This is a genomic window from Pseudomonas sp., assembly GCF_035497915.1.
GTDB lineage: Bacteria > Pseudomonadota > Gammaproteobacteria > Pseudomonadales > Pseudomonadaceae > Serpens.
In genome coordinates this window covers 50,357-71,194 of record NZ_DATJCS010000004.1, presented here as the reverse complement: position 1 = coordinate 71,194, position 20,838 = coordinate 50,357, and the positions used below count along the sequence as shown (strand labels likewise).

The 20,838-nt window shown below is 66.7% G+C and carries 17 protein-coding genes; 9 read left to right on the top strand and 8 right to left on the bottom strand.

The genetic code is table 11. The features are described 5' to 3' along the window. Positions 1–24: 24 nt before the first annotated feature. A complete protein-coding gene (locus VL129_RS01180) occupies positions 25–735 on the bottom strand; it encodes a histidine phosphatase family protein (protein ID WP_325409216.1) in 711 nt (236 codons plus the stop codon). 166 nt (positions 736–901) lie between these two features. Between VL129_RS01180 and sohB the strand changes: the two genes are divergently transcribed. Together sohB and VL129_RS01170 are read left to right on the top strand one after the other, a co-directional pair. Further along, complete coding sequence (gene sohB / locus VL129_RS01175; protein ID WP_325409214.1) at positions 902–1,909, top strand: protease SohB; 1,008 nt, start codon at positions 902–904, stop codon at positions 1,907–1,909. 27 nt (positions 1,910–1,936) lie between these two features. Further along, the gene (locus VL129_RS01170; RefSeq protein ID WP_325409212.1) at positions 1,937–2,929 is read left to right on the top strand and encodes a YhdH/YhfP family quinone oxidoreductase; all 993 of its coding nucleotides are present in this window, start codon (positions 1,937–1,939) and stop codon (positions 2,927–2,929) included. A gap of 52 nt (positions 2,930–2,981) precedes the next feature. On the opposite strand, the gene VL129_RS01165 is transcribed toward VL129_RS01170, so the two are convergent. Further along, positions 2,982–3,479: a DUF934 domain-containing protein gene (locus tag VL129_RS01165; RefSeq protein ID WP_325409210.1), complete on the bottom strand. Its 498-nt coding sequence runs from the start codon at positions 3,477–3,479 to the stop codon at positions 2,982–2,984. Continuing rightward, a complete protein-coding gene (locus VL129_RS01160) occupies positions 3,463–5,121 on the bottom strand; it encodes a nitrite/sulfite reductase (RefSeq protein ID WP_325409208.1) in 1,659 nt (552 codons plus the stop codon). The genes VL129_RS01165 and VL129_RS01160 overlap by 17 nt, the downstream gene beginning before the upstream one ends. 363 nt (positions 5,122–5,484) lie before the next feature. On the opposite strand from VL129_RS01160, the gene VL129_RS01155 reads away from it, so the two are divergent. Then, positions 5,485–6,579, top strand: coding sequence for an ABC transporter substrate-binding protein (locus VL129_RS01155; protein ID WP_325409206.1), 1,095 nt, complete (start codon positions 5,485–5,487; stop codon positions 6,577–6,579). Here VL129_RS01155 and VL129_RS01150 read toward each other — a convergent pair. Continuing rightward, a complete protein-coding gene (locus VL129_RS01150) occupies positions 6,567–6,779 on the bottom strand; it encodes a DUF2970 domain-containing protein (protein ID WP_325409204.1) in 213 nt (70 codons plus the stop codon). The genes VL129_RS01155 and VL129_RS01150 overlap by 13 nt on opposite strands. A 150-nt stretch (positions 6,780–6,929) precedes the next feature. Here VL129_RS01150 and VL129_RS01145 point away from each other — a divergent pair, with 150 nt between their 5' ends. Beyond that, on the top strand, positions 6,930–8,387 hold the full coding sequence (locus tag VL129_RS01145) for a GGDEF domain-containing protein (RefSeq protein WP_325409202.1): 1,458 nt from the start codon (positions 6,930–6,932) through the stop codon (positions 8,385–8,387). Here the strand turns inward: VL129_RS01145 and VL129_RS01140 are convergent. Further along, positions 8,367–9,413 carry an RNA methyltransferase gene (locus VL129_RS01140; RefSeq protein WP_325409200.1) on the bottom strand — a complete coding sequence of 349 codons (1,047 nt, stop codon included), beginning with the start codon at positions 9,411–9,413 and terminating at the stop codon, positions 8,367–8,369. The two genes, VL129_RS01145 and VL129_RS01140, sit on opposite strands and share 21 nt — an antisense overlap. A 21-nt stretch (positions 9,414–9,434) precedes the next feature. Further along, entirely contained in the window at positions 9,435–10,571 is a 1,137-nt protein-coding gene (locus tag VL129_RS01135) for an MFS transporter (RefSeq protein WP_325409198.1), read from the bottom strand. Positions 10,572–10,714: 143 nt separating this feature from the next. Between VL129_RS01135 and VL129_RS01130 the strand changes: the two genes are divergently transcribed. The 3 genes from VL129_RS01130 (at position 10,715) to VL129_RS01120 (ending at position 12,583) form a co-directional block, all read left to right on the top strand. Beyond that, a complete protein-coding gene (locus VL129_RS01130; RefSeq protein WP_325409196.1) occupies positions 10,715–11,017 on the top strand; it encodes a DUF1883 domain-containing protein in 303 nt (100 codons plus the stop codon). Between the two features lie 91 nt (positions 11,018–11,108). Continuing rightward, positions 11,109–12,044 (top strand): DMT family transporter, encoded by a 936-nt coding sequence (locus VL129_RS01125; protein WP_325409194.1) that lies wholly within the window; start codon positions 11,109–11,111, stop codon positions 12,042–12,044. 104 nt (positions 12,045–12,148) lie between these two features. Continuing rightward, the gene (locus VL129_RS01120; protein WP_325409192.1) at positions 12,149–12,583 is read left to right on the top strand and encodes a hypothetical protein; all 435 of its coding nucleotides are present in this window, start codon (positions 12,149–12,151) and stop codon (positions 12,581–12,583) included. Between the two features lie 49 nt (positions 12,584–12,632). Here the strand turns inward: VL129_RS01120 and VL129_RS01115 are convergent, their stop codons facing one another. Both VL129_RS01115 and metH read right to left on the bottom strand, forming a co-directional pair. After that, positions 12,633–13,916 carry a leucine-rich repeat-containing protein kinase family protein gene (locus VL129_RS01115; protein ID WP_325409190.1) on the bottom strand — a complete coding sequence of 428 codons (1,284 nt, stop codon included), beginning with the start codon at positions 13,914–13,916 and terminating at the stop codon, positions 12,633–12,635. A gap of 105 nt (positions 13,917–14,021) precedes the next feature. Next, positions 14,022–17,714 carry a methionine synthase gene (gene metH, locus VL129_RS01110; protein ID WP_325409188.1) on the bottom strand — a complete coding sequence of 1,231 codons (3,693 nt, stop codon included), beginning with the start codon at positions 17,712–17,714 and terminating at the stop codon, positions 14,022–14,024. 158 nt (positions 17,715–17,872) lie between these two features. Between metH and VL129_RS01105 the strand changes: the two genes are divergently transcribed. Together VL129_RS01105 and nfuA are read left to right on the top strand one after the other, a co-directional pair. Next, positions 17,873–20,152 (top strand): fatty acid cis/trans isomerase, encoded by a 2,280-nt coding sequence (locus VL129_RS01105; RefSeq protein ID WP_414705098.1) that lies wholly within the window; start codon positions 17,873–17,875, stop codon positions 20,150–20,152. A gap of 76 nt (positions 20,153–20,228) precedes the next feature. Next, on the top strand, positions 20,229–20,813 hold the full coding sequence (gene nfuA / locus VL129_RS01100; RefSeq protein ID WP_325409186.1) for a Fe-S biogenesis protein NfuA: 585 nt from the start codon (positions 20,229–20,231) through the stop codon (positions 20,811–20,813). The last annotated feature ends 25 nt before the right edge of the window (positions 20,814–20,838 follow it).

Genomic DNA, 20,838 nt, shown 5'->3' with positions numbered 1-20,838 from the left:
GCTTGCGGCCGCGGTATGCCGGGCTCAACGATAAGTGATGAGCTCCGGGGCCTTCAGCAACTCGAGGTGCGCATGGTTGTTGAAGGAAGCCAGGGACAGGTCGCCGCCCCGAAACTTCAGGTGGGTCAGCGACGTGTTGACGATCTGCCAGTTCAGCTCGAAGGCCTTCAGGGGTGGAACGCCGGTGATTCGGTGCAGCAGGGCGGTGATGGTGCCGCCCGAGGTGAAGATGGCGATGCGGGCGCGCTCGTCGGCCTGTTCGATGACGCGGCGCAGGCCCTGCTCGACGCGGGCGACGAAGGCTTCCCAGCTTTCCACCTGTGGCTTGTCCACTCGCCCGCCCAGCCAGCCATCGATGACGAACTGGAACAGGCGCTGGAAGTCTGCCCGATATTCGGTCGCGTTGCGCAGGATTTCCATGGCGCGCGGCTCGTACTCGAGCAGCTCCGGCAGGTGGGCGCGGATCAGTTCGTCGGCCTTGAATTCGTTGAATGCCGGCTCGATGCGCAGCGTCGGGGTCGGCAGCCCGGTGTCACCGAGGCGCGCCAGGGCATGCTCCGCGGTATCGCGCTGGCGCCGCAGCTCGCCGCTGTAGCAATGGTCGAGCGTGGTGCCGAGTCGGGCCAGGTGGTCGCCGAGGATCTGCGACTGGCGCACGCCATTGGCGCAGAGGACGTCGTAGTCGTCCGCACCGAAGGAGGCCTGGCCATGTCGAATCAGATAAATGCTGCCCACACCCGGTACCCGGCGGAATGAAGTGAGCCGAGGGTAGGGGGAGGCAGGGTGGCTGTCAACGAAAAAACATACGCTTGTTTGAATTGTGCCCGGCGGCGTCGATGACGTCGGTGCGAGGCCCTAGGTATGCTTGGCCGCAAACGGATTCGATGGCGTAGGAGGTGTTGTGGAGTTTCTGGCGGATTATGCGGGCTTTCTGGCCAGGACGGTGACCGTGGTGGTGGCCATCCTGGTGGTGCTGGCGGCGGTCGCCGCGCTGCGCGGTCGCAACCGGGCGCGCGGCGGGCAACTGGAAGTGCGCAAGCTCAACGAATTCTTCACCGGCCTGCGTGAGCGGCTCGAACAGGACCTGCTCGACAAGCACGAGCTCAAGGCCCGGCGCAAGACGGAAGCCAAGGCCGCCAAGGCGGCGAAGAAGGCGGGCGGACACAAGCCGCGCGTCTACGTGCTGGATTTCGATGGTGATATCCGCGCTTCCGCGGTCGAGCACCTGCGCCACGAGATCACCGCGCTGCTGAGCGTGGCCACGCCCAAGGACGAAGTGGTGCTGCGCCTGGAAAGTCCGGGTGGCATGGTGCACGGCTACGGTCTGGCCGCCTCGCAGCTGGTGCGCATCCGCCAGGCCGGGGTGCCGCTGACCGTGTGCGTCGACAAGGTGGCGGCCAGCGGCGGCTACATGATGGCCTGTATCGGCGACCGGATTCTCAGCGCGCCCTTCGCCGTGCTCGGCTCGATTGGCGTGGTCGCGCAGATCCCCAACCTGCACCGGCTGCTCAAGAAGCACGATGTTGATTACGAGGTGCTGACCGCCGGCGAGTACAAGCGCACCCTGACCGTGTTCGGCGAGAACACCGAGAAGGGCCGGCAGAAGTTCCAGGAGGACCTGGAGCTCACCCATGTGCTGTTTAAGAACTTCGTCTCCCGCTACCGGCCGCAGCTGGACATCGACCAGGTAGCCACCGGCGAGGTCTGGCTTGGCCAGGCCGCGCTGGGACGCCAGCTGATCGACGAGCTCAGGACCAGCGATGAGTACCTGTCCGAACGGGCTCGCGAGGCCGACATCTACCTACTGCATTTCGCCCAGAAGAAGAGCCTGCAGGAACGCGTCGGCATGGCTGCCAGCTCGACGCTGGACGGCGTGCTGACCGGCCTGCAGAAGCAGCGTTTCTGGTAGTCCCATAACAACAACAGGAGAGACCCCATGACCCATTTCCAGGCCCTGCAGGCCGAGCGTGACGAGCAGGGCGCCTTCCGCCAGCAGGTGGTCAGCCGCGAGCTGGATTCCCTGCCGGCCGGCGAGGTGCTGGTGCGCGTGCGCTATTCCTCGCTGAACTACAAGGATGCGCTGTCGGCCACCGGCAATCCCGGCGTGACGCGCAACTACCCGCACACCCCCGGCATCGATGCCGCCGGCGAGGTGGAAGCCTGTGCCACCGGTGATTTCGCCGCGGGCGATCCGGTGATCGTCACCGGCTACGACCTGGGCATGAACACGTCGGGCGGTTTCGGCCAGTACATCCGCGTGCCGGCCGGCTGGCTGGTGCCGCTGCCGGCCGGGCTGAGCCTGCGCGAGGCCATGCTGCTGGGCACCGCCGGCCTGACCGCCGGCCTGTGCGTGGACAAGCTTTTGGCCGCCGGCGTCAGCCCGGAGGCCGGCCCGGTGCTGGTGACCGGCGCCACCGGCGGGGTGGGCAGCATTGCGGTGATGCTGCTGGCCAAGCTGGGCTTCGAGGTGGAGGCGGTGACCGGCAAGGCGGAGCAGGCTGACTGGCTGCGCCAGATCGGCGCCAGTGCCGTGCTGGGGCGCGAGACCGTTCAGGAAGGCACTGGCAAGGCGTTGCTCAAGGAGCGCTGGGCCGGCGCGGTGGATACCGTGGGCGGGGACGTGCTGTTCAATGTGGTCAAGTCGCTGCGCCGTGGCGGCAGTGTCGCCTGCTGCGGCCTGACGGCGGGCACTGCATTCCAGGCCAGCGTGTTCCCCTTCATCCTGCGCGGGGTGAACCTGCTGGGTGTGGACTCGGTGGAGATTCCGCTGGCGGACAAGGCCGATATCTGGCGCAAGCTGGCGGGGCCGTGGAAGCTGGAGGGGCTGGAGCGCCTGTGTCACGAAGTCGGCCTGGCGGAGCTGCCGGCGGAGATTGCCCGTATCCTGGAAGGCCGCCAGGTGGGGCGCGCGCTGGTACGGGTGGACTGAGCCAGCCCGCTGCACTTGTGAAAAGGCCCCGCCGGTTGGCGGGGCCTTTTGCTTACTGCCGGCGGCGGAACAGCGGGCGCGGATCGTCGCTGGCCGCCTGGTAGGTCACGGAAAAGTCCTTCAGGCCTTCCAGCGCGTCGTGAGGGTCGCGATCCGCGCGGATCGCATAGGCATCGAAGCCGCAGCGGCGCATGAAGAACAGCTGATCGCGCAGCACGTCGCCAATGGCGCGGATCTCGCCCTGGTAGCCGTAGCGCTCGCGCAGCAGGCGGGCGCTGGAGTAATGGCGGCCATCGGTGAAGGCGGGGAAATTGAGCGCCACCACCTGGAAGGCTTCCAGCTGGTCGCTGATCTCCTCCACGGCTTCGTCCGCATCCAGCCAGATGCCCAGACCGCCGTCACGGGCCTTCAGCGCATGGGCATGTTCGCGCCACAGCGCCAGCGGAACGATCAGGTTGTCGCTGTTGGGCAGCGCTTCGAGGGTGGCGTCCTTGTCCAGCAGATGCCAGCGGTCATCCACCACCTGATCGTGCTTAATGATGCGCTGCATAGACGCGCTCCTTGAAGGGTTCGATGCCGATACGGCGGAAGGTATCGAGGAAGCGCTCATCCTCGGTGCGTCGCGCCAGGTAGACGCCGACGATTTTCTCGATCACGTCGGGCATGTCGTCCTGAGCGAACGACGGGCCGAGGATCTGGCCGAGGCTGGCGTCGCGGCTGGAGCTGCCGCCCAGCGACACCTGGTAGAACTCCGCGCCCTTCTTGTCCACGCCGAGGATGCCGATGTGGCCGATGTGGTGGTGGCCGCAGGCGTTCATGCAGCCGGAGATGTTCAGGTCCAGCTCGCCCAGGTCGAACAGATAGTCGAGGTCGTCGAAGCGGCGCTGGATCGCTTCGGCCACCGGGATGGACTTGGCGTTGGCCAGCGAGCAGTAGTCGCCGCCGGGGCAGGCGATGATGTCGGTGAGCAGGCCGATGTTCGGCGTGGCCAGGCCCAGCTCGCGCAGTTCCAGCCACAGGGCGTGCAGGCGGCTCTGTTCGACGTCCGCGAGGATCATGTTCTGCTCGTGGGAGTTGCGCACCTCGCCGAAGCTGTAACGGTCGGCGAGCTCGGCGATGGCGTCCAGCTGCTTGTCGCTGACATCGCCCGGCGCCACGCCGGTCTTCTTCAGCGACAGGGTGACCGCGGCGTAGCCCGGCTTCTTGTGGGCGGTGACGTTGCGCGCGCGCCAGCGGGCGAAGCCGGGGTGCTCCGCATCCTGAGCGGCCAGCAGCGCGTCCTGGTTCTCAAGCACACGGTACGCGGGGTCGACGAAGAAGCGGCTGACCCGGGCGACTTCCTCTTCGGTCAGGGTCGTGGGGCCGTCCTTCAGGTGCTGCCATTCGGCATCGACGCGCTCGGCGAACACCTCGGGGGTCAGCGCCTTGACCAGGATCTTGATGCGCGCCTTGAACTTGTTGTCGCGCCGACCGTAGCGGTTGTAGACCCGCAGAATCGCATCCAGGTAGCTGAGCAGGTGCTGCCAGGGCAGGAACTCGTTGATGAAGCTGCCGACGATCGGCGTGCGGCCCAGGCCGCCGCCCACGGATACGCGGAAACCCAGCTCGCCGGCGTCGCTGCACACCGCTTCCAGGCCGATGTCATGCACCTCGATGGCGGCGCGATCGCTCACCGCACCGTTCACCGCGATCTTGAACTTGCGCGGCAGGAAGGCGAATTCCGGGTGGAAGGTCGACCACTGACGGATGATCTCGCACCAGGGGCGCGGGTCCACCAGCTCGTCGCGGGCCACGCCGGCGAACTGGTCGGTGGTGGTGTTGCGGATGCAGTTGCCGCTGGTCTGAATGGCATGCATCTGCACGCCGGCCAGCTCGGCCAGGATGTCCGGTACATCCTCCAGCTCCGGCCAGTTGAACTGCACGTTGGTGCGCGTGCTGATGTGCGCGTAGCCCTTGTCGTAATGACGGGCGATGCGCGCGAGGGTGCGCACTTGCGTCGAGGACAGCAGACCGTAAGGCACCGCGATGCGCAACATGGGTGCGTAGCGCTGGATGTACAGGCCGTTCTGCAGGCGCAGCGGGCGGAATTCCTCTTCCTTCAGCTCACCGGCCAGGTAGCGGCGAGTCTGGTCGCGGAACTGCCGGACGCGCTCCTCGATGATGTGCTGGTCGTACTGGTCGTAAACGTACATAGGGGTCCTGTAAGCGGTCACTGCCGGGTTGCGCGCGCGGTCGCGCCACCGCACGTTGGGCCGGCACGATAGCAGCATCGCTTTATGCTTAAAAATGAACTTTACGAATATGTTTAGAGATAAAAGACATTAAGAAGGCGCCCTGCGCGCGTGGGCCACCAAGCTGGTCTTTACTCGAAGCGGGCCGACAGAATAGGGGAATCCCCATGGACAAGCATCCCGCACATGACGAGAGCGACAGCCGTGTCGACGCGCTGGCCATTCTCACGCTGATCCTGCTGGCCGTGTCGACGGCCGTCTATTGGGTCAGTCACCAATAGCTGGCAAAATGCCGCCCCTCCTTTTGCCGGTGCGGTGTGGTCAATGAGGCATGTAGTCACTGGATTGATCCTCTGCTGGATGACGGTTGCCGCCGTGGCTGCTCCACCGGCGGCCGCCCCGAGGGTGGCCTTCATCAATCCCGGTTATTCCAGCGAACCCTTCTGGGTCGGTTATTCGCGCTTCATGCAGGCGGTGGCCGACGATCTGGGCGTCGAGCTGGAAATCCACTACGCCGAGCGCGACTTCAACCGCCTGCTGCAATTGGGCAGGCAGGTGCGCGATCGCCAGCCGGACTACCTGCTGTTCGTCAACGAGATCTATGCTGGCCCCGAGCTGCTGAGAATCTTCGAAAACAGCCCGGTTCGACTGTTCAATGTGCACAGCACGCTGACCGCCTCGCAGCGCGAGCGCACGGGCAACCCGCGCGAGCGCTATGGCAACTGGATCGGCAGCCTGATTCCCGACGACGAGCGGGCCGGTTACTTGATGGGCAAGGCCCTGGCCGCCATCAAGCCGGAGGGTCCGGTGGAGATGCTGGCCTTCGGCGGCGTGCCGCAGACCCCCTCGGCGCAATTGCGCAACCTGGGCCTGTTGCGGGCGCTCGACGAACATCCGGACATCCGCCTGCGCCACCTGGTGAACGGCGAGTGGTCGCGCCAGCGCGCCCAGGCGCAGGCGCGCACGCTGTTCGAGCGTTATCCCGCCGTCCGCCTGGTGTGGTCCGCCAACGACGAGATGGCCCTGGGCGCCATGCAGGCGCTGCGCGAACGGGGGCTGCAGCCGGGTCGGGACGTGCATTTCAGCGCGGCGAACAACTCCCCGGAGATCTTCCAGGCGCGTCTGGCCGGTGAGGTCGAGGCTCTTACCGCCGGGCATTTCACCCTCGGTGGCTGGGCCCTGCTGCTGATCCACGACTATCACCTGGGGCGGGATTTCGCCGACAGCATCGGTGTCGATGTGCGTGCCGATGTGTTCCGTCTGCTCGACGAGGAACAGGTCATCCACCTGCATCGGCGCCTCGACGTGCCGCGTCTGCAGGTCGACTTTCGCCGCTACAGCCACGCCCTGCATGCCGAGCGGGCGGGTTACCCCTTCGATCTGTCCCCGTTGCTCGACGCGCCGGTTCAGGCCAGGTAGAGCACCAGCTTCACCACGCCGAGCACGATCAGCACGAAGCACAGGCAGAACAGCAGCCCGAGCACGATGAACTGCACCGGGCGCCCGCGACTGAAATCGCGGGCGCGGTTCCTGCCGCTCTGCACGCCCAGGGCGGCCGCCAGGACGCTCTGCAGCAGTTCGCCCCAGCCGAGGGGGCGCTTGTCGTCGGGATCGTTCATGCCGGGCTCCTGTCGTGAAGGTTGTTGGACAAGTAAAGACCCGGGCGGTCCGCTGTGATGCCAGTCACGCGCCTGGCCTGACGCGGGGTTGCCGGAGCGGTCGGGTGCTAAAGTCGCAGGCCTGGAGCGGGTGCGGCAGGAGAGACGGAAGTGCAAAACACGGCGTCGACCGACTGGGAGGCCAGCGCGCTGCGGCTGCTGGGCCTGACCCTGCTGGTCATGGTCACCGCCTGGCTGGGCATCGCCACGCGGCCGGTCGGCATGCTGGCGGCTTTCTGGCCCGCCAATGCCGTGCTGCTGGGACTGTTCATCCTCTACCCGCGTCTGGCGCGACCGGCGAGCTGGGGCGCGGCCCTGCTCGGGTTTGTCGCCGCCGACCTGTTCATGGGCGGGAGTTTTCTGCTGTCGCTGCGTCTCTCCCTGGTCAACCTGGCCTTCGTGGGCTGCGGCCTGCTGCTGGTGCGGATCACGCCACGCCGCTTCCGCTCGCTGCGCCAGCCCGGTGGCCTGCTGACCCTGTTTGCCATTTGTCTGCTGGCCTCGGGCTTTTCCGCGTTGGCTGCCGTGCTGCTCGGGCATGTCATCCAGCCGCCGGTGTTCGCCAGCGCCTGGGAGGCGGCGAGCTCCTGGTTCAGCGCGGATCTGGTCAACGCGGTGCTGATCCTTCCGGTCATGCTGTCGGCGCCCGAGTTCTTCGCGCGCCTGGCCAGCGGCCGGCATTCCCGGCGGCGTAACGATCTGTGGGAATTCGCGCCGGTGGTGGCCCTGCTGGTTTCGCTGATCGTTTGCGCCGGAGTGGGCGGCCCGGGCTCCCTGGGCTTCGTGGTGCCGGCGCTGCTCTGGTGCGCGCTGAGTTATTCGCTGTTCATTTCCGCCCTGCTGACCCTGCTGAGCTGCGTCTGGCTGGTGGTGGCGGTGAGCCTGGGGTTGTTGCCGTTGCTGGACGCGGGCAACGACTCCGCCAGGACTCTCTCGCTGCGCCTGGGCATCACCCTGTTCGCCTTCGGTCCGCTGATCGTGGCCAGCATCAATCGGGCCCGCAATCGCGAACTGGCGACGCTGCGCCAGCGCGCCGACCACGACATCCTCACCGGCACGCTGTCGCGCCGCAGCTTTACCCGGCGCGCCGAGGCCCTGCTGCGTCAGAAGCGCGGCGCAACGCCGTTGGTGGTGATGATGCTCGACCTCGATCACTTCAAGCAGGTCAACGACCGGCACGGGCATGCGATGGGCGATGAGGTGCTGCGCGTATTCGCCACCAGCGTGAAGCGGATTCTGCGTCAGGATGATCTGTTCGGCCGGCTGGGCGGCGAGGAGTTCGCCCTGGTGCTGCCGGGCCTCGACGAGGCGAATGCGCGTGGCATGGCGGAGCGTATTCGCCAGGAAATCGCCGGTCGGCCGGTGCGGCGTGAGGAGGCCAGCGTGACCATTACCCTCAGCATCGGCCTGCTCTGGCTTCCCGAGGTGCCGGGTGGGTCGCTGGAGCCGCTGCTGAGCGAGGCCGATCGCGCCCTGTATCGGGCCAAGGCCGAGGGTCGCGACCGGGTGGTGATGGTGAGCTCGCCCGGACGGGACAAGCCCGCGCTGTTAGTCGCGCCCCAGCTCTGAACCGGCCCGCCGGCCGCGTTCGACCCGCTCGGCGCGGGCGCGCAGCTGGCCGCAGCCGCCCTCCACATCCTGTCCCGCCGAATTGCGCACCTTGGTCAGCACGCCGTTGCCGTGCAGGTAGCGGACGATCTGGCGGATGCGCTCGCCCTCCGGCCGCTGGAACTCGTCCTCTTCCAGGCTGTTGTAAGGGATCACGTTCATGATCGCGTACTTGCCCTTGAGCAGGCGGATGATGCCGTCCATTTCATCCTGGCTGTCGTTGATGCCCTTGAGCAGCGTCCACTGGTACTGGATCGGATAACCCACCGTGCGAGCGTAGCGTTCGCCCAACTCGACCAGCTCCTCGGGGGCGATGCGCGGGGCGCGCGGCAGCAACTGCTCGCGCAGGGCGGCATCGGTGCTGTGCAGCGACAGCGCCAGGGCCGGCTTCACCCGCTGCTGCGGCAGGCGCTCGAATACCCGCGGGTCGCCCACCGTGGAGAACACCAGGTTCTTGTGGCCGATGCCGCCTTCGCTGCCCAGCAGGTCGATGGCCTCGAGCACATTGTCCAGGTTGTGGGCCGGCTCACCCATGCCCATGAACACCACTTTCTTCACCGCGCGCTTGCGCCGCGCCAGGGCGACCTGGGCGAGGATTTCGGCGCTGCCGACCTGGCGCAGCAGACCGCTCTTGCCGGTCATGCAGAAGGTGCAGCCCACCGCGCAACCGACCTGGCTGGACACACACAGCCCGTCGCGCGGCAGCAGCACGCTTTCCACCATCTGCCCGTCGCCCAGCTCGACCAGCAGGCGGGCCGAGTCGTCGGCGCCCGGATGTTCGGAACGCAGGCGGGCCAGGCCGTCGAGCATCGCGCCGAGGGCCGGCAGCTGGTCGCGCACCGCCAGCGGCAGGAAGTCCTGGCTCTGCTGGCGCCGCGTGCCGGTATCCAGCGGCAGGCCGTGCAGCCAGGCACGCAGGATGCGAGTGATGTGCAGGGGCTTGGCGCCCAGCTCGGCGAGTTGTTGGTGGATCTGCTGGATGCGCATGGGGAGCGGATTCCGAAGGGTTTACCGGGGGAGTCGTGACGTGCTGAACAGCATGCCCAGCAACAGGACGGCGACCAGCGCGAAGGCGACCGCCAGGGAGCTCAAGTGGGCCACCAGGCCCATCAGCGCCGGGCCGGCCAGCACCCCGGCGAAGCCGACGGTGGTGGCGGCGGTGACCGCCAGATGCACCGGCATGTCCTGCTGCCGGTTGAGCGAGGAAATCAGCACCGGCGAGATGTTGGCGCAGCCCAGGCCGCACAGGGCATAGCCGAGCAGGGCGATCAGCCAGTGATCGGTGAGGATGCTCACCGCCAGGCCGGTGGCGGCCAGGATGGCGCCGATGACCACCACGCGCACGGCGCCCAGCCGGGTGATCAGCGCTCCGCCGCCAAAGCGGGCGACGGTCACCAGCAGGGCGAAGCTGGCGTAGCCCAGGCCGGCCAGGCTGATGGCCATGCCCTTGTCCTGGGTCAGGTAGAGCGCGCTCCAGTCCAGGATCGCCCCTTCGGCCAGGTAGACGATGAAGCACAGCAGTCCCACCACCAGCACGACACCCGTGGGCCGGGCGAACAGGGCGCCGCCGGCCGGTGCGCGATCGGGCAGCAACCCGCTGCGGATCAGCAGCGTGGCGATCAGGATCAGCGCCACCACCAGCAGGGTGCCGGCGCTGGCGCTCAGGCCCAGGCGCAGCAGGGCCGTCAGGCAGGCCGCGCCGGCGATGGTGCCGAGGCTGAACATGCCGTGGAAATGGGACATCAGCGGACGGCCGAGGGCGCGCTCCACTTTCAGGGACTGGATGTTGAGCAGGATATCCAGCACGCCCAGCGTGCCGCCAAAGCCGAACAGCGCGACCGCCAGCCAGACGATCGAGTCCGTCAGCGCCATGACGGCCAGCACGCCCATCAGCAGGCCCAGGCAGGCCAGCGCGGCCGGACGGATGCCGAAGCGGGCGGCGAGCATGCCCGACAGCGGCATGCAGGTCAGCGAGCCGGCGCCCACGCACAACAGCAACAGGCCGAAGGTGGCGTCGCTCATCGGAATGCGTTCGCGCACATAGGGCACCAGCGGCGCCCACACCGACAACCCGAAGCCGGCGAGGAAGAAGCCGCAACGGGTGGACCAGCGCACCCGGGGCGCGCGGATATCGATGGACGACATGGACAGCAGGAACCTCTGGCAAAGTGCCGACACGAGCCGCCGCGCCGGGGGGCGGGGAACATACCGCAAAGCGCCGTCGGGTGGGAGATTTTCGGCGCGGCGTGCTATTGTGCGCGCCCCTCGTTTGACCCGTTCGACTTCCCATGAAATTTATCCACCGGCGCGAATACCTCAACGAAGATGATCTGGTGATCATCGAGTCTTCACAGCCGTGCAATATCCGGCTGATGAACGACGCCAACTTTCGCAGCTTCCGCAACGGCGGCCGCCACACCTACCACGGTGGGGCCTTCATCAAGTTTCCCGCCAAGATTCGCGTGCCGAGTACCGGCTTCTGGAACATCACGCTGGACACCGTCACGCGCAAGGCGATCAGCGTGACGCAGAAGCCCAAGCTGGATTACCGCATTCGCATCAAGCGCAACAGTCCTTCGGAACAGGGCTGATCCCGCGCGGAACCGCCGAGGACGTATCCGGGTCGCAGTCTGAGCGGCCGCGCCAGGAGGTTCCGATGCATCCCCACCGTCCTTCGCATCCATGACCGAGCGCGGCCCATCCGAACGCGTGCGTGCCCATGCCGGCATGCTGCTCTGGGCGCTGCTGGTCGGCCTGTCTTTTCCGGCGGTCGGCCTGCTGGGCAACGACCTGCCGCCGCTGTCGCTTACCGCCCTGCGTTTCGCCATTGCCGCGCTGGTGCTGCTGCCGGTGTTGCGCGGCCGGCCTGGCTGGCCGTCCGCGCGGGGCTGGCTGCTCTACTTGGCGCTGGGCGCTTCGCTGGGCGCGTTCTTCGCCATCATGTTCTGGGCGGCGCACCGGGTCAGCTCGCTGTCCATGGCGGTGCTGTTTGTCAGCGTGCCGTTGCTGGCCTATGGGTTGGGGCGGGGCTTCGGGGTCGAACGGCCAGCGCCCGCGCTGCTGGGCTGCCTGCTGCTGGGCGCGCTGGGGGCGCTGGGGCTGGCCTGGGCGGAAAGCACGGGCAGCGGGCAGGCGCTGCGTCCTGGATTCGGCGAGCTGCTGTTTTTCGGCGGTTGCCTCTGCTCGGCGCTGTATCCGGTCCTCAGCAAATGGGGCCTGGAGCGCGGCTGGCTGGACCGGGCGCCAGGGCCGCGCGCCTTCTGGAGCCTGTTCATGGGCGTCCTGTCCAGCGCGGTGCTGGGCCTGTGGCTGGAGCGCCCGGCGCAGCTGTGGCGCCTGGGCGGCCAGGAGCTGCTGGTGCTGGTCTACCTGGGCATCCTGTCAACCAGCGCCACCTTCTGGTTGCAGCAGTACGCCACCCGGCTGCTCACCCCGGGGGGGATCGCCGCCTACGGTTACCTGGTGCCCTTCGTCGCCATGCTGGTGCTGTTCGCCAGTCGTCCCGAGCTGATCGGCTGGAGCTGGTTGCCCGGCAGCCTGCTGGTGCTGACGGCCATGGGCCTGTTGTTGCGCGAGGATCTTTCCGCTCATCTGCCGTTACACAAGAAGGCTGAATAACCGATTGATTTCGTTGAGGTTGCTTTTATGCTTGCCGACCTATTGGAAGGCCGTGGGCCGACCCCATATCAGCGTCTGTGTAAGCACCCAAGGAGTTACCCCGCGTGAAAGCCCTGACTTTTTCCAGCCTGGCCCTGGCCGGCCTGCTGGTGACCACCACCGCCTACGTTGGCGATGCGGAAGCCGCCCGCAAGCGCATGAGCGCCAAGCCGGCCGCGGCGGCCCAGGCCAAGCAGCCCAGCCGCTATGGCTCCTCTTCCCAGGCTCGCCCGGCGACTCCGGCGCAGAATGCCGCACCTGCCGCCAGCGCAGCTCCGGCGCGTACCGGCAGCGCCCCGGCCACCGCCGGCGCGCCCGCCGCCCAGGCCGCGGCTCCGCAAGCTGCCGGCAGCGGCTTCATGGGCAGCATGGCCGGCGCCGTGGCCGGTAGCGTGATCGGCGGCGCGGTGGTCAACACCCTGTTCGCCGACGATGCGGTCGCCGCCGAGGCCCCGGCCGCCGACGTGGCGCCCGAGCAGGTCGAGGCCGTGGCGCAGTAAGCCACGCCGGAAACCGAACAAACCGCCAGCTCGCTGGCGGTTTTTCGTTTCAGGCCAGCGCGGCGCAGATGGCCGTGAAGTCCGGTCGGCTGGCGACCCGTTCATCCAGGCAGGCCTGCTGGAGCTGGCGCAACGCTTGCTGGCGCTGCGGCTGGTCGTCGGCAGGGCAGTGATCGAGCAACTCCTCCAGCAGGCAGCCGAAGGCGCGGCTTTCCAACTGCATCAGCCGCTGTCCCTGGAGGTTGGCGGGATCGATGAAGGTAGCGCCACCGAAGTCGCTGAGCAGCGTGTGACCCCCGTCATCGACCAGCAGGTTATGGCCATACAGGTCGCCATGCAGCATGCCCCGCGCATGCAGGTGTGCCACGGCAGCTGCCGTTCCACGCGCGATGCGCAGAGCCTGTTCTGTCGAAAGCGTCCAGCCGTCGGGGTAGCAATCCCGGGTACAGCTGGCAAGCGACGGCGGCCCGGCCAGCGTGCGGTAGCGCGGCGGCAGGCGCTCCATCAGCAGTGCCGGCAGCGGGCTGTGCCCGGTGTGCAGGATGCCTTTCACGGCAATCAGGTTCGGGTGCGCGCCGGCGGCCAGGCAGGCCGCCATCTCGCTTTCCGGCAGACCGTCACTGGTGACCTGGCCCTTGAACAGTTTCGCCGCCACGGTGCCACCGTCCTGCAGCAGCCCGGCATGAATCAGCCCGGAGGCACCCTGGCCGAGCAGCTCACCCAGCCGCACTTCGTCCCGGGAATAGACGCGGGTGTCCGGGGCGGCGGGGAAGGGACTGCAGGGGTTGCCGGAAAACGCCAGCCAGCTCAGGCGCGGCAACTCGCCGAGCCAGTCCGGCAGCGCTTCGAAACGGTTGGCCGCCAGGCGCAGCAGTTCCAGATTGGCCGCCTCGGCGAGGCTTTCCGGCAAGGCCGACAACCGATTGCCGGAGAGCATCAGCTTCTGCAGGCGTGGACGCTGGCCCAGCGCGTCCGGCATTTGGGCGATGCGATTGTCGGTAAGGATCAGCCAGCGCAGCCGTGCCGGCAGCGCGGCGCCGGCCACCCGCTCGATCCGGCAGGCCTTGAAGCCGACCATCTCAAGCTGCGGGCATTCGCCCAGCACCTCGGGCAGCTCGCTGAACGGATTGTCCGAGCAGAAGATGACTTTCAGGTTCTTCAGGCGCGGCAGGTCATCCGGCAGGCGTGATAGTTGGTTGCCGGACAGGTTGAGGACTTCCAGGCTGTCGGCCAGCGCGAAGATCTCGCGGGGAAATTCCGTCAGCTCGGCGGCCAGGTCCAGCCGGCGGAGGCCGGCCAGCTCGCCGCGGCGCAGTTGTTCGAGGGTGTGCATGGGCCAATCAGGTGTCGAGGAATCGTCGGGTGGACAACCGTTGTTTGTTGTCCAGCGTGCGGCGCCAAGGGTGGATGTAACAAGCGACATCCACCCTGCGGGTCGTCAGGCGTCGTAACCCAGGTTCGGCATCAGCCAGCGTTCGCTGACCTCGATGTCCTGGCCCTTGCGGCGCGAGTAGCTTTCCACCTGGTCCTTGTCGATCTTGCCGACGGCGAAGTACTGCGCCTCGGGGTGGGCGAAGTACCAGCCGCTGACGGCCGCGGTGGGGAACATGGCGTAGTGCTCGGTGAGGGTCACCTGACTGATGCCGTCGGCGTCCAGCAGTTGGAACAGCGTGCTTTTCTCGGTGTGATCCGGGCAGGCCGGGTAACCCGGCGCCGGGCGGATGCCCTTGTACTGTTCCTTGATCAGGTCGTCGTTGCTCAGCTGCTCGTCCGCCGCGTAGCCCCAGTACTCCTTGCGCACCCGCTCGTGCAGCCACTCGGCGCAGGCTTCGGCCAGGCGGTCGGCCAGCGCCTTGACCATGATCGAGTTGTAGTCGTCGCCGGCGTCCTGGTAGGCCTTGGCCACTTCCTCGGCGCCGATGCCGGCGGTGCAGATAAAGCCGCCCACATAGTCCTGCTTGCCGCTGTCCTTGGGTGCGACGAAGTCGGCCAGGCTGAAGTTCGGTTTGCCGTCGGTCTTGACGGTCTGCTGGCGCAGGTGGTGCAGGGTGGCCAGCGGCTGGCCGTCGGCGCCGTAGACTTCCAGGTCGTCATGCTCGACCTGGTTGGCCGGCCAGAAACCGACTATCGCCCTGGCACTGATGAGTTTCTCGCTGATCAGTTTTTCGAGCATGGCCTGGGCATCGTTGTACAGGGCGGTGGCGGCTTCGCCGACCACTTCGTCCTGCAGGATGCGCGGGTACTTGCCGGCCAGGTCCCAGGAGATGAAGAACGGCGTCCAGTCGATGTACTCGGCCAGGGTACGCAGGTCGATGTCCTCCAGCACCTTGCGGCCGGTGAAGGTCGGCTTGGCCGGGGTGTAGCCAGACCAGTCGAACTGCGGCTTGGCGGCGATGGCCTGCTCGTAGCTCAGGCGCTCGGTGCGCGCGCTGCGATTGGCGGTGCGCTCGCGGATCATCGCGTATTCCTCGCGAATCTTCGCCGCGTAGTCCGGCTTCATCTCCTTGGACAGCAGGGTGGTGGCCACGCCCACGGCGCGCGAGGCGTCGGTGACATACACCACGGCGTCGTTGCGGAAGTGCGGGTCGATCTTCACCGCCGTGTGCGCCTTGGAGGTGGTGGCGCCACCGATCATCAGCGGCAGGTGGATGCCCTGGCGCTGCATTTCCTTGGCCACATGCACCATCTCGTCCAGCGACGGGGTGATCAGCCCGGACAGGCCGATGATGTCGCACTTTTCTTCGATGGCGGTCTTGAGGATCTTGTCGGCCGGCACCATCACGCCCAGGTCGACGATGTCGTAGCCGTTGCAGCCGAGCACCACGCCGACGATGTTCTTGCCGATGTCGTGCACGTCGCCCTTCACGGTGGCCATCAGGATCTTGCCCTTGGCTTCCGGCTTGTCACCCTTTTCCGCCTCGATGAAGGGGATCAGGTGCGCCACGGCCTGCTTCATCACGCGGGCGGATTTCACCACCTGCGGCAGGAACATCTTGCCCGAGCCGAACAGGTCGCCGACCACGTTCATGCCGCTCATCAGCGGGCCTTCGATGACCTCGATGGGGCGCGCGCACTGCTGGCGGCATTCCTCGGTGTCCTCGACGATGAAGGCGGTGATGCCCTTGACCAGCGCATGTTCCAGGCGCTTGTCGACCGGCAGGCTGCGCCACTCTTCGTTCTCCACTTCCTTGACGGCGCCGCCGCCGCGATAGTCCTCGGCGATGGCCAGCAGCGCTTCGGTGCCGCCGGCGTGGCGGTTGAGGATCACGTCTTCCACCTTCTCGCGCAGCTCGGCCGGGATCTCGTCATAGATCTCCAGCTGGCCGGCGTTGACGATGCCCATGGTCAGGCCCGCCTTGATGGCGTGGTAGAGGAATACCGAGTGGATGGCCTCGCGCACCGGGTTGTTGCCACGGAACGAGAAGGACACGTTGGACACGCCGCCCGAGGTCAGCGCGTGGGGCAGGTGGTCGCGAATAAAGGCGCAGGCCTCGATGAAGTCCACCGCGTAGTTGTTGTGTTCCTCGATGCCGGTGGCCACGGCGAAGATGTTCGGGTCGAAGATGATGTCTTCCGGCGGGAAGCCCACTTCGTTGACCAGGATGTCGTAGCTGCGCTGGCAGATCTCGCGCTTGCGCGCGGCGGTGTCGGCCTGGCCGGCCTCGTCGAAGGCCATCACCACCACGGCGGCGCCGTAGCGCTTGCACAGCCGGGCGTGGTGCTTGAACTGCTCGACGCCTTCCTTCATGGAGATCGAGTTGACGATGCCCTTGCCCTGGATGCACTTCAGGCCCGCTTCGATCACCTCCCACTTGGAGGAGTCGATCATGATCGGCACGCGGGAAATGTCCGGCTCGCCAGCGATCAGGTTGAGGAAACGCACCATCGCCGCCTTGGAGTCGAGCATGCCCTCGTCCATGTTGATGTCGATCACCTGGGCGCCGGCTTCCACCTGCTGCAGGGCGACTTCCAGCGCCTCGGTGTAGTTCTCCTCGCGGATCAGGCGGGCGAACTTGGCGCTGCCGGTGATGTTGGTGCGCTCGCCGACGTTCACGAACAGCGAGCTGCGGTCGATGGTGAACGGCTCGAGGCCCGACAGGCGGCAGGCCTTGGGGATCTCGGGAATCACGCGCGGCGCATACTTGGCCACCGCTTGGGCGATGGCCTGGATGTGCGCCGGCGTGGTGCCGCAGCAACCACCGATGATGTTCAGCAGACCACTGGCGGCGAATTCCTCGACCACTTCGGCCATCTGCGCCGGGGTTTCATCGTATTCACCGAAGGCGTTGGGCAGGCCGGCGTTGGGGTGGGCGGATACATGGGTATCGGCCTTGGCCGCCAGCTCGGCCAGGTACGGGCGCAGGTCCTTGGCGCCGAGGGCACAGTTCAGGCCCACGGAAATCGGCTGGGCATGGCGCACCGAGTTCCAGAAGGCCTCGGTGGTCTGCCCGGACAGGGTGCGGCCGGAGGCATCGGTGATGGTGCCGGAGATCATGATCGGCAGCTCGACGCCGAGTTCCTCGTACACGCCCTGCACGGCGAAGATGGCCGCCTTGGCGTTGAGGGTGTCGAAGATGGTCTCGATGAGGATCAGGTCGGCGCCGCCCTCGATCAGGCCGCGGGTGGCTTCCGAGTAGTTCTCCACCAGCGCGTCGAAGGTGACGTTGCGGTAGCCGGGGTCGTTGACGTCCGGGGAGATGGAGCAGGTGCGGCTGGTCGGGCCGATCACCCCGGCGACGAAGCGCGGCTTGTGCGGCGTTTCCAGGGTCTTGGCGTCGGCCACTTCGCGGGCCAGACGGGCGCCTGCCACGTTCAGTTCATACACCAGCTCTTCCATGCCGTAGTCGGCCTGGGACACGCGGGTGGCGTTGAAGGTATTGGTTTCCAGGATGTCGGCGCCGGCATCCAGGTAGGCCTTCTCGATGGCCTGGATGACGTCCGGGCGCGACAGCAGCAGCAGGTCGTTGTTGCCCTTGACGTCCTGCGGCCAGTCGGCGAAGCGGTCGCCGCGATAGTCGGCTTCGTCCAGCTTGTAGCTCTGGATCATGGTGCCCATGCCGCCATCGAGAATCAGGATGCGTTCCTTCAGGGCTTGCTGAAGGAGGGAGAGGCGGGTGCTGCGATCAGACATGGGAAAACCTGGCAAAGAGGGTGTGACAAAAGTGCGCGCATGATAACAAAGCCGCACGGGGCTTGAGATGGGCGCGGTTGTGCATGAGCACGGCTCATGTTGCGGCGGGCGGCAACCGTTCCGGATAGAATGCCGGGCCATTCTTGAGGAGCGCCGCCGTGGTCCGTCGTGCAGTCCTTGCTGTTGCCGCGCTGGTGCTGAGTCCCCTGGCAATGGCCGAGCCGCTGTCCTATCAGCGGGATATCCAACCGATCTTCACCGCTAAGTGCGTGGCCTGCCACGCCTGCTATGACTCGCCCTGCCAGCTCAATCTGGGCAGTGGCGAAGGGGTCGAGCGCGGCGCGCACAAGACCCCGCTGTACAACGGCACCCGCACCCAGGCGCAGGAAACCACGCGATTGTTTCTCGATGCCCAGGGCGAGGCCGCCTGGCGGCGCAAGGGCTTTTATTCGGTGCTGGAGGGGTCGTCCGCTCAGGCGGCGCTGATGACGCGGATGCTGGAGCTGGGCCGCAGCCAGCCGCTGGTGCCCAATGCCCGGCTGCCCGATGCGCTGGATATCGGCATCTATCGTGACAACCAGTGCCCATTGCCGGACGAGTTCGCTGCCTACGCCAAGGCCAATCCGCATGGCGGCATGCCATTCGCAGTGACCGGGCTGAGCGAGGACGAGCATGCCACCCTGCAGCGCTGGCTGGCGCAGGGCGCGCCGCTGGACAGCCGGACCCTGGAGCCCAGCGCAACCGAACGTGCGCAGATCGCCGACTGGGAAGGCTTCCTCAACGGCGACAGCCTGCGCGAACAGCTGGTCGGCCGCTGGCTGTACGAGCACCTGTTCCTTGCGCATCTGTATTTCGAGGGCGGCGAACCGGGGCATTTCTACACGCTGGTGCGTTCGCGCACGCCGAGCGGGCAGCCGATCGATCCGATCGCCACGCGCCGCCCCAACGACGATCCGGGCACCGACGTCTATTACCGCCTGCGCCCGGTGACGGACGTGATCGTGCACAAGACGCACCTCACCTATCCGCTCGGCGCGGCCAGGCTGGCGCGGGTGAAGGCGCTGTTCTTCGCCGAGGACTGGGACCTTGAGCAGCTGCCGGGCTACGGCGTGGGTCGGCGCGCCAATCCCTTCGAGACCTTCCAGGCGATTCCGGCCCGGGCGCGCTACCAGTTCATGCTGGATAACGCCGAGTATTTCGTGCGCACCTTTATCCGCGGACCGGTGTGTCGCGGACAGATCGCCACCGACGTGATCCGCGATCAGTTCTGGGTGTTCTTTCAGGATCCGCAGCATGACCAGTACATCGCCGACGCGGATTACCGTCGTCAGGCGACGCCGCTGCTGGCCATGCCCGGCCAGCTCGACAACCTCGGCGACCTCTGGGGCGTGTGGCGCGCCTACCGCGACAAGCGCAACCAGTACGAGGAGCTGCGCCGCGATCGCTACAGCGACCTGGCGACGGATTGGTCGCAGATCTGGCGCGGCAACGACAACGCCTTGCTGACGGTGTTTCGCCATCACGACAGCGCCTCGGTACGCAAGGGGCTGATCGGCGCGGTGCCGCAGACCCTGTGGTGGATGGACTACCCGCTGCTGGAGCGTACCTATTACCAGTTGGTGGTCAATTTCGACGTGTTCGGCAATGTCTCGCACCAGGCGCAGACCCGGCTGTATTTCGACCTGATCCGCAACGGCGCGGAGCTCAATTTCCTGCGCCTGCTGCCGGCGGATTCGCGTCAGGCGCTGCTCGACAGCTGGTACGAGGGCGGCGGGCAGCTGAAGCTGTGGCTGACCTATACCGGCGTGGATACCCGCACGCCCAGTGGGCTGGGTCTGTCGGAAGACGCCGCGCTGCCGGCGTTTGCTTCCGGGCTGTTCGAGCGTTTTGGGTCCGTCAACGCGGTGCCGGAGGATTCGCTGAACCGTTGCGTAGCTGGCGCCTGCGCGCGCGCCGAAGCCCCGCCGGCGTTGCGCGACGCCGAGCAGGCCCTGAGCCGGCTGGCGGCGCGGCCGGCCGCCGAGTTGGCGGTGATCCACCAGTTGCCGGATGTTTCGCTGCTGCGGGTGTCGCTGCCGGATGGCTCGCGGGTGCTTTACACGCTGCTGCGCAACCGCGCGCACAGCAATGTGGCCTTCATGCTCGGCGAATCGTTGCGCTACCAGCCCGAGAAGGACAGTCTCACCATCTATCCGGGCCTGCTGGGCAGCTATCCCAACTTCCTGTTCTCGTTGCCTGTGCAGGATGTGCCGGCCTTCGTGGCGGCGCTGGAACAGGTCGACAGCGATCAGGCTCTTGAGGGCATCGCCGCGCGCTGGGGCATTCGGCGCAGCCATCCGGCGTTCTGGGACTATTTCCACGACCTGAGCGCCTACCTGCGCGAGCATGAGTCACGCGAGGCGGGGGTGCTGGACATGAACCGCTACCGGAATCTGTAAATCCGACTCGAATGCTGGGACTTAACCGCCGTCAACCTTTGGCGTACACTGCGCCGCATGTTCGCGAGGAGTTGTCATGAGCGCCATCATCATCACCGAATCCGCTGAAAAATACCTGGCCGAGCTGCTCGAGAAGCAGAACACCCCCGGCATCGGTATCCGCGTCTTCATCACCCAGCCGGGCACTCCCTATGCAGAGACCTGCATCGCCTATTGCAAGCCGGGCGAGCAGAAGGCCGAAGACACCGCGCTGGCGCTGGCCAGTTTCACCGCCTGGATCGACGCGATGAGCGAGCCCTTCCTGGAGGACGCAGTGGTGGACTACGCCACCGACCGCATGGGCGGCCAGCTGACCATCAAGGCACCGAATGCCAAGGTGCCGATGATCAACGAGGACAGTCCGCTCAACGAGCGCATCAACTATTACCTGCAGACCGAGATCAACCCCGGCCTGGCCAGCCACGGCGGTAACATCAGCCTGGTGGACATCGTGGAAGAGGGCATCGCCGTGCTGCAGTTCGGCGGCGGCTGCCAGGGCTGCGGCATGGTCGACACCACCCTGAAGGATGGCGTGGAGAAGACGCTGATGGAGCGTATTCCGGAGCTGAAGGGCGTACGGGATATCACTGACCATAGCAATCGCGAGAACGCTTACTACTAGTTGGCATGTAGCGGTTAAGAGCCTC